This is a genomic window from Sphaerisporangium sp. NPDC005288 (genome assembly GCF_040607475.1).
Taxonomy (GTDB): domain Bacteria; phylum Actinomycetota; class Actinomycetes; order Streptosporangiales; family Streptosporangiaceae; genus Sphaerisporangium; species Sphaerisporangium rhizosphaerae.
Window position 1 is genome coordinate 41,037 of record NZ_JBEXGT010000014.1, and the last position, 11,496, is coordinate 52,532.

12 protein-coding genes are annotated in these 11,496 nt (G+C 72.7%); all 12 read left to right on the plus strand.

Going from position 1 to position 11,496, the window contains the following annotated elements:
* The first annotated feature begins 97 nt into the window (after positions 1–97).
* From ABZU32_RS15495 to ABZU32_RS15550, 12 genes are read left to right on the plus strand one after another with little or no spacing between them, the layout of a single operon-like run.
* Positions 98–1,579: a lyase family protein gene (locus tag ABZU32_RS15495; protein ID WP_354922338.1), complete on the plus strand. Its 1,482-nt coding sequence runs from the start codon at positions 98–100 to the stop codon at positions 1,577–1,579.
* Complete coding sequence (locus tag ABZU32_RS15500; protein WP_354922341.1) at positions 1,576–2,469, plus strand: hypothetical protein; 894 nt, start codon at positions 1,576–1,578, stop codon at positions 2,467–2,469. The genes ABZU32_RS15495 and ABZU32_RS15500 overlap by 4 nt, the downstream gene beginning before the upstream one ends.
* Positions 2,451–3,500, plus strand: a complete 1,050-nt coding sequence (locus ABZU32_RS15505; protein ID WP_354848105.1) for a cysteine synthase family protein — start codon at positions 2,451–2,453, stop codon at positions 3,498–3,500. The genes ABZU32_RS15500 and ABZU32_RS15505 overlap by 19 nt, the downstream gene beginning before the upstream one ends.
* Positions 3,476–4,699 (plus strand): ATP-grasp domain-containing protein, encoded by a 1,224-nt coding sequence (locus tag ABZU32_RS15510; protein ID WP_354922344.1) that lies wholly within the window; start codon positions 3,476–3,478, stop codon positions 4,697–4,699. The genes ABZU32_RS15505 and ABZU32_RS15510 overlap by 25 nt, the downstream gene beginning before the upstream one ends.
* Positions 4,696–4,989 carry a Dabb family protein gene (locus ABZU32_RS15515; RefSeq protein WP_354922346.1) on the plus strand — a complete coding sequence of 98 codons (294 nt, stop codon included), beginning with the start codon at positions 4,696–4,698 and terminating at the stop codon, positions 4,987–4,989. The genes ABZU32_RS15510 and ABZU32_RS15515 overlap by 4 nt, the downstream gene beginning before the upstream one ends.
* Positions 4,990–5,005: 16 nt before the next feature.
* Positions 5,006–6,409 (plus strand): hypothetical protein, encoded by a 1,404-nt coding sequence (locus tag ABZU32_RS15520; RefSeq protein ID WP_354922348.1) that lies wholly within the window; start codon positions 5,006–5,008, stop codon positions 6,407–6,409.
* A complete protein-coding gene (locus ABZU32_RS15525; protein WP_354922351.1) occupies positions 6,409–7,401 on the plus strand; it encodes a branched-chain amino acid transaminase in 993 nt (330 codons plus the stop codon). The genes ABZU32_RS15520 and ABZU32_RS15525 overlap by 1 nt, the downstream gene beginning before the upstream one ends.
* A gap of 14 nt (positions 7,402–7,415) precedes the next feature.
* Entirely contained in the window at positions 7,416–8,057 is a 642-nt protein-coding gene (locus tag ABZU32_RS15530; RefSeq protein ID WP_354922354.1) for a hypothetical protein, read from the plus strand.
* Positions 8,041–9,030 carry an ornithine cyclodeaminase family protein gene (locus ABZU32_RS15535; protein ID WP_354922356.1) on the plus strand — a complete coding sequence of 330 codons (990 nt, stop codon included), beginning with the start codon at positions 8,041–8,043 and terminating at the stop codon, positions 9,028–9,030. Before ABZU32_RS15530 ends, ABZU32_RS15535 begins: the two co-directional genes overlap by 17 nt.
* The gene (locus ABZU32_RS15540) at positions 9,027–9,836 is read left to right on the plus strand and encodes a PhzF family phenazine biosynthesis protein (RefSeq protein ID WP_354922359.1); all 810 of its coding nucleotides are present in this window, start codon (positions 9,027–9,029) and stop codon (positions 9,834–9,836) included. Before ABZU32_RS15535 ends, ABZU32_RS15540 begins: the two co-directional genes overlap by 4 nt.
* Positions 9,833–10,132, plus strand: a complete 300-nt coding sequence (locus ABZU32_RS15545; RefSeq protein ID WP_354848127.1) for a DUF1330 domain-containing protein — start codon at positions 9,833–9,835, stop codon at positions 10,130–10,132. The genes ABZU32_RS15540 and ABZU32_RS15545 overlap by 4 nt, the downstream gene beginning before the upstream one ends.
* The gene (locus tag ABZU32_RS15550) at positions 10,125–11,381 is read left to right on the plus strand and encodes a cytochrome P450 (protein WP_354922362.1); all 1,257 of its coding nucleotides are present in this window, start codon (positions 10,125–10,127) and stop codon (positions 11,379–11,381) included. Before ABZU32_RS15545 ends, ABZU32_RS15550 begins: the two co-directional genes overlap by 8 nt.
* The last annotated feature ends 115 nt before the right edge of the window (positions 11,382–11,496 follow it).

Here is an 11,496-nt window from a genome sequence, read left to right on the forward strand (position 1 = left end):
TCCCGCAGACTATGGAGGCGTCATATCCGGCACATATCATCTGCTTTTCATAGACGGGTGAAAACGAGCCGATAAGTCGCCGCCCTAGCGTTCGGGCATGGCTATGGTGACGGGCCGAATTGGCGGCGCTCCGGCGAACCTCCTGCACGAGGAGGTGCTGGAGCCGCAGTTCTCCTATGAGGTGCGGCATCTCCTGCCGCACTACCTCCACATTGAGAAGGTGCTGCTGCTCGAATACCGGCGGATGGGGATTCTGGCGCCCGAGGAGGCCGGGGGAATCGCGAGCGCCCTGCACGCGATCACTCCCGAGGACCTCACCGCCGACCCCGAGGAGAATCTGTCCGACATCTCCTTCGGCATCGAGCGCCTGGTGGCCGCGCGGTCCTGCGCGCCGGCGCCGCGCTGGCACGTCGACCGGAGCAGGAACGACGCGCAGGCCTGCGCGCAGCTCATGTTCGGCCGCGAGCGGACCCTGGGGATCGCCGAGGGCCTGGTCGCCTGCGTGGACGCCGCGCACCGGCTGGCCGCCCGGCACACCGAGGCGCCGATGCCGGGGTACACCCACCTCCAGGCGGCCCAGGTGATCACCCCGGGCTTCTATCTCAGCGCGCTGTCGGACCACCTGCTGCACACGCTGCGCCGCCTGCTCGCGACCTACGACCACGCCGACCTGTCCCCCCTCGGGGCGGGCGCCATGGCCGGTCAGGAGCTGCCTTGGGACAGGGCGGCGATGGCTGGGCACCTGGGCTTCGCCGGGCCGCGGACGCACGCGCTCGCCGCCGTCGCCTCCCGGGCGTGGATGCTGGAGCTCGCGGCCGAGGCGGCGACCTTCGCCACCGGGCTGAACAGGTTCGTCAGCGACCTGATGACCTGGGCCGGCAGCCACTACGGGCTGGTCGAGCTGCCCGACGAGCTGGCCGGGATCTCCTCGGCGATGCCGCAGAAGAAGAACTACCCGCTGCTGGAGCGCATCCGCGGCCGGACGGCGCACCTGCTGTCGTGGTTCGTCGACGTCGCCGCCGCCCAGCGCGGCACGCCGTACAGCAACACCGTCGAGGTGGGCAAGGAGGGCGGCGCGCAGCTCGACTCCGCGACGCGCACCTTCGCCTCTGTACTCGGCCTGCTCACGCTGGTGCTGGACAACGCCGTCTTCCCCGCCGCGCGGGGACGCGAGCTGTGCGCCGGGGAGCACCTCGGCGGCTTCTCGCTGGCCAACCGGCTGACCCTGGACGCGGGCGTGCCGTGGCGGACGGCGCAGGTCATCGCGGGGCGCTACATCGTCGCCATGATCGCCGAGGGGACGCCCGCCGACCCGGAGGCGCTGGAGCGCGTCTGCGCCGGAGCCGGCCACCCGGTGGCCGACGCGGCCGGCCTGCTGGACGGCACGCTCGAACCGGGCGCCGGACTGCGGCGCAAGCGCTCGCTGGGTTCGGCGCACCCCGACGAGGTCCGCGCGATGCTGACCGGCCAGGGCGAGGAACTGGCCGTCCTGGCGAGGGAGTGGTCGGCGCGCCGCCGGCGGGCCGAGGCGTCGGTGGCCGCCGTGGACGGGCTCCTCGGTCTCGAGTCCCGGTCGTGATCGGCACAGGGGTGGCCTACGGGACCTTCGGCGAGCTCATGCAAGGGCAGCTCGCCGGCGGCGGCCAGGACTTCCTGGTGACGCTCCCCATCCCGAGGTCCAGCCGGGCGACCTTCCGCCTGGACCCGAAGTCCGCGCAGGTCACCGTGGTGCCCGGGCACAAGAGCAAGTCGCTGCGGGTCGCGAGGGCCCTGCTGGAGGAGCACGGCGTGCGGACCGGCGGCGTGCTGACCGTGCAGAGCGACCTGCCGGAGGGCAAGGGGTTCAGCAGTTCCTCCGCCGACCTGGTGGCGACCGCCCGCGCGGTCGGCGAGGCCATCGGGGCCGTGCCGCAGGCCGCCGAGATCGAGTCGCTGCTGCGGCCCATCGAGCCGACCGACGGCGTCATGTACGACGGCGCCGTCGCCTTCCTGCACCGCGAGGTGCGCCTGCTCACCCGGCTCGGCCACCTGCCTCCGCTGACGATCGTCAGCGTCGACGAGGGCGGCAGCGTCGACACCATCGCCTTCAACCGGCGTCCCAAGCCCTTCTCCGACGACGACAGGAAGGAGTACGCGCGGCTGCTGGACATGCTCGTGGTCGCCGTGGCCGCCGGCGACGTGGCCGACATCGGGCACGTCGCCACCCAGAGCGCGATCCTCAACCAGCGGCTCAACCCCAAGACCACGATGCGGTCGATGCGCCAGATCTGCGAGGAGGTCGGCGGCCTCGGCGTCGCGGTCGCGCACAGCGGCACCGCCATCGGCCTGCTGCTGGACATCGCCGACCCGCGTTACCGCGACCGGCTCGGCCGCGCCGAGAGGGCGTGCGCGCGGCTGGCGGGACACGCGCACGTCGACCATTCGCTCACCGCCGACGCAGAGGAGGTCCGGTGCTTCACAACAACGTGATCGACGCGATCGGGCACACCCCGCTGGTATCGCTCGACCTGGGCGGCGCAGCGGTCTACGCCAAGCTGGAACTGCAGAACCTGTTCGCGATGAAGGACCGGGTCGCCCGGCAGGTCATCCTGTCCGCCCGCGAGTCGGGCGAGCTGGCCCCGGGCGCGGCCATCGTCGAGAGCTCCTCGGGGACCATGGCGCTCGGCGTCGCGCTGGTCGGCACCGCGCTCGGCCACCCGGTGCACATCGTCACCGACCCGCGGATCGACCCGATCACCCTGGCCAAGCTCCGCTTCCTGGGCTGCTCGGTGCACATCGTCGACAAGATGACCTCCCACGGCTGGCAGAGCGCCCGCCTGGAGCGGCTGGAACTGCTGCGCGCCGAGCTGCCCGGGTCGTTCTGGCCCCGGCAGTACAGCAACCCCGACAACCCGCGGGCCTACGCCACCCTCGCCGCCGAACTGCTGGCCGACCTCGGGCACATCGACGTGCTGGTCGGCGCGGTCGGCAGCGGCGGCTCGCTGTGCGGCACCTCGCGGGCCCTGCGCGAGACGCTGCCCGAGCTGTGGACGGTCGGCGTGGACTGCGTCGGCAGCGTCATCTTCGGCCAGCCCGACCTGCCGGGACGGCTGCAGAGCGGCCTGGGCAACAGCCTGGTCCCCGACAACGTGGACCACTCGCTGATCGACGAGGTGCACTGGCTCAACGACCGCGAGGCGTTCCAGGCGACCGCCGACCTGGCAGCCGAGCAGCAGATCTTCGGCGGCAACACCGCCGGCTCGGTGTACGGGGTGCTGCGCCACCTGGCCCGCAGGGAGGGCCCCGGCACCCGGATCGTCGGCATCATGCCCGACCGCGGCGACCGCTACTGCGCCACCGTCTACGACGAGGGCCACTGGCTGGAGAAGGACCTGCACGGCATGCCCGTCGCCGACGCGCCCGTGGAGGTCGACGCCTCCCAGACCGTGACGACCTGGTCCAACTGCTTCCCCGGGCCGAGACGCCGGGAGGTGCGATGCGAGGCCGCCTTGCCTGCGTAGAGGCCAACACCACCGGCACCGGCATGATCGCGCTGCGGACCGCGGGCGAGCTCGGCCTGGACCCGCTGTTCCTCACCGGCGGACCGGAGCGCTACCGGGGCCTCGCGGCGACCGGCGCGCAGGTGGTGCGCTGCGACACCAACGACCCCGGCTCGCTCCTGGCCGCCGTCGCCCCCTACGCGGCCGAGCTGTGCGGAGTGACCACCACCAGCGACTTCTACGTCGCCACCGTCGCCGAGCTGGCGGCCCACCTGGGGCTGCCGGGCAACCCGCCCGAGGCGGTGCGGATCTGCCGGGACAAGGGCCGCACGCGGCGGGCGCTGGCCAAGGCCGGGCTCCGGCAGCCGCGCTTCGCCGTGGTCCACGACCGGAGTGAGACCTCCGCGGCCGTCGCGCGGGTGGGGCTGCCGTGCGTGGTCAAGCCGGTCGGCGGCTCGGGGTCCGAGGACGTCCGGCTGTGCGCGACCCTGGCCGAGGCGCTGGCCCAGGTGGCCCGGGTGCTGTCGGTGCGGGTCAACGTCCGGGGCCAGGTGTGCGAGCCGGCGGCGCTGGTCGAGGAGTACCTGGAAGGCCCCGAGTTCAGCGTCGAGATGGTGCACACGGACGGCGAGGCCAGGTGCGTCGGGATCGTCGCCAAGTCGCTCACCGGGCACCCGTACTTCGTCGAGTCCGGCCATCTGTACCCCGCGGCCGTCGGCGCCGCCGACGGCGAGGCGATGCGCGAGACGGTCCGCCTCGCGCTCGCGGCGGTCGGCGTCCAGCACGGCCCCACCCACACCGAGGTCAGGCTCCTGCCCGACGGCGTGGCGGTGGTGGAGATCAACCCGCGCCTGGCCGGCGGCATGATCCCCGAGCTGATCTCCCTGGTCGACGGCCTGGACCTGCTCGAACAGCAGATCCGCGGCGCCATCGGCGCGCCGGTGACGCTGGAGCAGAGGCACGAGGGCTACGCGGGCATCCGGTTCCTGGTCGCCGACCGCGCCGGCGAGGTCCGCGCCGTCTCCGGCGTGGAGCGGGCGGCGGCGCTGCCGGGCGTCGCGCGGGTCGGCGTCACCGCGGCGCCGGGCACGCGGGTGGGCCCGCCGCGCAGCGCCTACGACCGGTTCGGCCACGTGATCGCGCGCGGCGGGACCGTCACCGAACTCACCGAACGGCTGGACCTGGCGGCCGCGGCCCTGCGCGTGGAGGTGGGCGAATGATCCGGCACATCGTGCTCTTCAAGTTCAAGCCCGGGCACACCTGGGCGGACGAGCGCGCCATCGAGGCGGAGCGCATGTCGGCCGACGTCGGCGCGGAGGTGGAGGACCTCCTCGAATGGCGGACCGGCCGGAACATCTCCGAGCGCCCCATCGCCTACGACTTCGCCGTCATCGGCCTGGTCCGCGACGCGGACGCGCTCCAGAGATACCTCCTCCACCCCTTCCACCAGAAGTCGGCGGCGCTCTGGCGAGAGATCAGCGACTGGGTCATCGCCGACCTCGAAGAGTAGAGACACGAGGCTTTCGATGTTCACGATTCACCACCCCGAGCTCGACGAGATGGCCAGGTCGCTGCGGGATCTGCACCGGGAGTTCCTGGCCGGGCAGTGGGACGAGGCGCGCGTGGCCGCGCACCAGGCCCGCCTGCTCCGCCAGACCATCTCCTACGTCAAGGAGCGCTCCCCGTTCTACCGCGCCAGGCTCGACGGGGCGGCCGAGGACGACGACCTGGGCTCGCTGCCCTTCACCACCAAACAGGACCTGCGCGACGCGCAGTTCGACATGCTGTCCCGCCCGATGCACGAGGCGTGGATCTTCTACGAGACCACCGGCACCACCGGCAGGGCCACCCCCTGCCCGCGCGACAACACCGACACCCTGCACAACAACACCGTGCTCACCGCCTACTACCAGACGGTGTTCGACCAGTACGGCGACCGGCAGGTCGTCGGGGTCTCCGGCCCCTCGGAGCTGCACGCGACCGGCGACACCTTCGGCGACGTGTGCCGCAACCTCGGCATCGCCGTCGCCAAGATGTGGCCGCACTCGCCGATGATCGGCTTCGACCGCGCGCTCGAGGTCATGCGCATGCTGCCCGTCACCGGGCTGTTCGCGACGCCCGGCATGGCGCTGTCGCTGGCCAAGAAGGCCAGGGAGGCCGGCCTGGACCCGGCCGCCGACTTCTCGCTGGACGTGCTCATGCTCACCGGCGAGCTGGCCTCGCCGAGCCTGCTCGCCGGGATCGGCGCCCTGTGGGGCGCGCGCGCCTACAACGCCCTGTACGCCTCGCAGGAGGCGTCCGTCCTCGCCGCCTCGGGCGCGGACGGCGGCCTGTACACCGCGCCGCTGATCAACCACTACGAGGTCATCGACCCGGTGACGCTGCGGCCCGCGCGGGCCGACGGCGCCGGCGTGCGCCAGGGCGAGCTGGTGATCACCAACCTCTACCAGGGCGCCAAGCCGCTGGTGCGCTACCGGACCGGCGACATGGTGCGCATGCACCCGGTGGCGCCGGGCGCGACGATCCCCGCGCCGCGGGTGGAGGTGCTCGGCCGGGTGGGCGACCAGATCATGCTGAACGGCCACGCCGTCACCGGCTACGACCTGGAGGACCTGCTGCTGCGGCACGTGGGCGGCTTCATGGACTACCAGATCAGGCTGGAGCGCACGCCCCTCGGCGAGGACCGGGTCGACCTGATGCTGCACGGCGCCTCCGAGAGCCACCCGGGCCTGGTGCTCGCCCAGGAGGAGTGCCGCGAGGTGCTCGGCACCGAGCTGGTCGTCTCCTTCGGCGACCCGGGGAGCATCACGAGCACGGGCGCGATGGTGAGCTGGAAGGCCGCCCGCGTGGTGGACGGCCGCGGCGACGAGCCGGCCCGCGACGACCGCGAGTCCCGCGCCGCCCTCGCCCTGGCCGCGAGGAGAGGGTGATGCGGCCGCTGCCGGGCCGCTGGGTCTACCACCGCGTCCAGAACGAGGGGGGGTTCGTCCGCTTCGACGACGTCCGCCTGCCGCCGACCACCCAGGGCCTGCACTACGGCACCGGGGCGTTCGAGGGCATCAGGGCGCACGCGGCCGCGGGCGGCGGGCGGGTGCACCTGTTCCGGGTGCGGGACCACTACCGCCGCTTCCTGCGGTCGTGCCGGCTGCTGCGCATCGAGGTGGGGCTGAGCGCCGACGAGCTGGCCGACCTCACCGTGGAGCTGCTGCGCCGCAACGGCGACATGGGCGACGTCTACATCCGGCCGCTGGCCTACAAGCTCGGCCTGCTGCCGGGCACCCCGCCGGGGGTGGGCCTGGGCGGGATCTCCGAGGCGGTCACGATCGTCGCCTCCCGCCTGGGCGCCTACACCCCGCCGGGCGGCGTCCGGTGCCTGGTCAGCTCGTGGCGCAGGCCCTCGCGCGCGGCCGTCCCCGTCCAGGCCAAGATCACCGGCGGGTACGTCAACAGCGCGCTGGCCGTCGAGGACGCGCGCGCGGCCGGCTACGACGACGCGATCCTGCTCAACGACGCCGGGCAGGTCGCCGAGGCCAGCACGGCCAACGTCTTCGCGGTGCGCGGCGGCGCCCTGCTCACGCCGCCGCCCGACGCCGACATCCTGCCCGGAATCACCCGGGACACGGTGCTCACGCTGGCGGCCGACCTCGGCCTGACCGCCGCCGAGCGGCCGCTGCACCCCGCCGACCTGCTGCTGGCCGACGAGGTCTTCCTCACCGGCACCGGCGTCGGCCTCACCCCGGTGATCGTGGTCAACGGCAGGCCGATCGGGACCGGGGAGCGCGGCCCGGTCACCTCCCGGCTCGTGGAGCGCTACCGCCAGGTGGTCAGGGCCGAGCGGGAGGACGCCCGCGGGTGGCTGACCGCGGTGGAACCGGGTGTGCCGGACTCAAACAGGGGCGAGCCAGTGGAGCGACCGGCATGAAAGGAGCGAGCGGGATGGAACTGCTCGGGTGGATGGAGATCGACGCGCTGAGCCGGGTGGTGCTGAAGGAGATAGGAACGCTCGGCCCCGCGGGGACGAGCAGCGAGACGGCCGCCACCCTGCTGTGGGAGAAGCTCTCCGAGCTGCCGAGCGAACCGCAGCTCTCGCTGTACGACACCTACGAGGGGGCGTGCGACGCCCTACTCAACCGGGACATCAGCCACTTCATCGTGGCCAACGCCTACCGGGCGGTCAACGAGTTCTACATGGACACGCGGCTCGCCCTGGCGGGGGCGTTCATCATGGACACCCCGCTGTACGGGCTGGCCAAGTCGCGCGGCAACGACGCCCTGCCCGTGCGGCCGTCGATCGCCACGCACCCGGCGCCCGCCCCGCTGATCGCCCAGCTGCTGCCCGCGCCGTTCGCGCAGGGCAAGGTCATGATCATGAACTCGACCAGCGCGGCGGCCATGGCCGCGAGCGGCGGGTTCAGCGACCTGGCGCTCACCACGGCCCCGGCCGTGGACCACTACGGCCTGGAGTTCATCTCGCGCACCCGGCCCATCCGCATGGTCTGGTCGGTGTTCGTCCTGGACGACCTGGACGCCACCGCCGCCGACATCCACAGGGAGAACGCCGATGTTGTTCCTCGATAGCGGGGCGGTGCGCAAGGCCCTGCCCATGGAGCGGGCGATCGGCCTGATGGCCGGCGTCATGCGCTCCTACAGCGGGGGAGAGGTCACCCAGCCGCTGCGCACCATCCTGCGGCCCCCGGGCGAGGGCGGCGTCTTCGCGTCCATGCCCTGCCACGTCACCGGCGACCTGCCCGGATACGGCCTCAAGGCGATCATGCTGCGGCCCGGCAACCGGGACAGGGGCCTGCCCGTGCACATCGGCGTGGTCCTGGTCTTCGACCCCGAGACCGGGTACCCGCTGGCGCTGCTGGACGGCGCCGAGCTGACCGCGATCCGCACCGCCGCCGTCTCGGCGGTGGCCACCGACACGCTGGCGCTCCCCGGCGCCGGCGACCTGGCCGTCATCGGGTCGGGCGTGCAGGCCCGCTCCCACCTCGAAGCCCTCGCGCTCGTGCGCGACCTGCGCAGGGTCCGTGTGTACAGCCCCACGGAAGGGCGCGCCGAGGACTTCCGGCGCTGGGCCGCGTCCTGGTTGGCGGTCCCCGTCGAGGTGACGCCCACGGCCGGCGACGCGCTGGCGGGCGCCGACCTGGTCTGCACCGCCACCTCCGCCAAGGAGCCGGTCGTCTTCGGGCGCGACCTCGCGCCCGGCGCGCACGTCAACGCGGTCGGCGCCTCGGTCGCCGACGCGCGCGAGCTGTCCGGCGACGCGGTCGCCAGGTGCGCGGTGTTCGTGGACAGCAGGGAGTCGGCGGCGAGCGAGTCGGGCGACCTGCGCGTCCCGCTGGCCGAAGGGCTGATCGGCCCCGATCACGTGCGCGCCGAGCTCGGCGAGGTGCTGCTCGGACGGCATCCGGGACGCGGCGACGCGGCGGAGATCACCCTGTACAAGTCGCTCGGCATGGCCGCGCAGGACATCGTCTCCGGCTTCGCCGCGGCCCGCGCCGCCCGCGAACTCGGACTCGGCGCCGACGTCCCCTACCCCGCGCCATGAGGATCTACGTGGTCGACGCCTTCGCCGACGCGGCGTTCCAGGGCAACCCCGCCGCGGTGTGCCTGCTCGACCGGCCGCGCGACGCCCGGTGGATGCAGGCGGTGGCGGCCGAGATGAACCTGTCGGAGACCGCGTTCGTCGACCGCTCCACCCCGGCGGACTCCCCGGAGGGCATGGGCCTGCGCTGGTTCACCCCCGCGGGCGAGGTCGACCTGTGCGGGCACGCGACGCTGGCCGCCGCGCACGTGCTGTGGGAGCGGGAGGGCGAGGACGGCGCCCACCCGCTGCGCTTCGCCACCCGCAGCGGCGTCCTCTCGGCCGAGCGGGGGCAGGACGGCATCGGCCTGGACTTCCCCGCCGAGCCCGCCGAGGAGACCGAGGTCCCCGACGGGCTGCCCGAGGCGCTCGGCGCCAAGCCCGTCTGGATGGGCCGCAACCGCTTCGACTACCTGGCCGAGCTGGCCGACGAGGAGGAGGTCGCCGAGCTGCGGCCCGACTTCGCCGCGCTGAGCGCCTTCCCCGTGCGGGGCGTCATCGTCACCGCCCGGGGACGGCGGGAGCACGACTTCGTCTCCCGCTTCTTCGCCCCCCGGCACGGGGTGGACGAGGACCCGGTGACCGGCTCGGCGCACTGCTGCCTCGGCCCCTTCTGGAGCGCCAGGCTCGGCCGGCGCCGCCTGACCGGCTTCCAGTGCTCCCCACGCGGGGGCCGCGTGCGGGTGACGACGCGCGGCGAGCGCGTGGGGCTGGACGGCCGCGCGGTGATCTTCATGAGTGGAGAGCTACACGAACGGGAGGAACGATGACGACGTTCGTCATTGGCAACGTGGCCGCCATCCCCGACAAGGAGAAGATGGCCCTCTACCGGGACAAGGTGCTGGCGACGCTCCAGGCGTACGGCGGCGGCTTCGCCATCCGCGGCGGGGCGTTCGACGTGCTGGAGGGGGACTGGCACCCCACGCACCTGTCGGTCATGCGGTTCCCCAGCGCCGAGCACGCCCGGCGCTGGTACAACTCGCCGGAGTACGCGGAGATAACTCCGCTGCGCGAGGGCGTCGAGATGGACCTGATCCTCGTGGACGGGGGCGGCTCGGATGACTGAGCTCGCCGCGGGCATCCCCGCCGGCCTTCCCGTCGATCTGGGCGCGCTGGACCTGGCCGACCCGCGGACCTTCCGCGCCCACGACCAGTACGCGATCTGGCGCCGCCTGCGTGCCGAGGCCCCGGTGTTCTGGAACGCCCCCCGCGGCGGCCGTCCCGGGTTCTGGGCGCTCACCAGGTACGACGACATCATGGCGGTCTACAAGGACGACGACCACTTCACCTCCGAGCGCGGCAACGTCCTGACCACGCTGCTGGCGGGCGGCGACTCCGCGGCCGGCCGCATGCTCGCGGTGACCGACGGCAAGCGCCACCAGGACCTGCGCAACGTGTTCCTCAAGGCGTTCTCGCCCCGCGCGCTGTCCTACGTCGCCGAACGCGTGCGGGAGAACACCCGCGCCAGGGTCCGCGCGGGCGTCGAGATGGGCGCCTGCGACTTCGCGCGGGACGTCGCCGAGAAGATCCCGATCAACACCATCTGCGACCTGCTCGGCGTCCCCGAGGGCGACGAGCACCGCGACCACCTGCTCGACCTGACCAAGACCGCGCTGAGCAGCGACGAGGTGGACGCCGACGACGAGGACGCCGCCGAGGCGTCGCTGGAGGCGCGCAACGAGATCCTGATGTACTTCGACGACCTGGTCACCGAGCACCGCCGCACCCCCAAGGACGACGTCATCGGCGCGATGGTCGCCAGCAGCATCGACGGGGTGCCGCTGACCGACGACGACATCGTCTTCAACTGCTACAGCCTGATCATCGGCGGCGACGAGACCAGCCGCCTCACCATGATCGGGACGGTGCCGGCGATGGTCGGCCATCCCGAGCAGTGGGCCGCCTACCGCGCCGGCGAGATAGAGACCAAGACCGCCGTCGAGGAGATCCTGCGCTGGGTCAGCCCGGCCATGCACTTCGGCAGGAGCGCGCTCAAGGACGTCACCGTCCGCGGAACGAAGATCGCCGCAGGCGACATCGTCACGCTGTGGAACTCCTCCGCCAACCGGGACGAGGACGTCTTCGACGGCCCCGAACGCCTGGACCTGCGGCGCTTCCCCAACCGGCACGCCACCTTCGGATACGGACCGCACTTCTGCCTGGGCGCCTACCTGGGGCGCACGGAGGTCGGCGCCATGCTGGAGGCGCTGCGGGAATTCGTCGCCGAAATGCACATCACGGCCGAGCCCGAGCCGGTCCATTCCAACCTGTTGAGCGGAATCAGCAGCCTCCAGGTGAAACTGCTCCCGACCTGATCCGGGGCTTTCGGAAATGCGCGGACGAGAATGCGGAATTCGATCGGTGATGCGCGCCCGATAACAAGACGAAACGGCGCGTTTTTAGACTCGGTTCGTCGTGGCGCGAATAGTG

Bases quoted from the DNA above. Each gene is read 5' to 3' on its own strand.
- ABZU32_RS15550 (WP_354922362.1), top strand. From the start codon at position 10,125: ATGACTGAGCTCGCCGCGGGCATCCCCGCCGGCCTTCCCGTCGATCTG.
- ABZU32_RS15525 (WP_354922351.1), top strand. From the start codon at position 6,409: ATGCGGCCGCTGCCGGGCCGCTGGGTCTACCACCGCGTCCAGAACGAG.
- ABZU32_RS15510 (WP_354922344.1), top strand. From the start codon at position 3,476: ATGCGAGGCCGCCTTGCCTGCGTAGAGGCCAACACCACCGGCACCGGC.
- ABZU32_RS15540 (WP_354922359.1), top strand. From the start codon at position 9,027: ATGAGGATCTACGTGGTCGACGCCTTCGCCGACGCGGCGTTCCAGGGC.
- ABZU32_RS15495 (WP_354922338.1), top strand. From the start codon at position 98: ATGGCTATGGTGACGGGCCGAATTGGCGGCGCTCCGGCGAACCTCCTG.
- ABZU32_RS15545 (WP_354848127.1), top strand. From the start codon at position 9,833: ATGACGACGTTCGTCATTGGCAACGTGGCCGCCATCCCCGACAAGGAG.
- ABZU32_RS15530 (WP_354922354.1), top strand. From the start codon at position 7,416: ATGGAACTGCTCGGGTGGATGGAGATCGACGCGCTGAGCCGGGTGGTG.
- ABZU32_RS15515 (WP_354922346.1), top strand. From the start codon at position 4,696: ATGATCCGGCACATCGTGCTCTTCAAGTTCAAGCCCGGGCACACCTGG.
- ABZU32_RS15520 (WP_354922348.1), top strand. From the start codon at position 5,006: ATGTTCACGATTCACCACCCCGAGCTCGACGAGATGGCCAGGTCGCTG.
- ABZU32_RS15535 (WP_354922356.1), top strand. From the start codon at position 8,041: ATGTTGTTCCTCGATAGCGGGGCGGTGCGCAAGGCCCTGCCCATGGAG.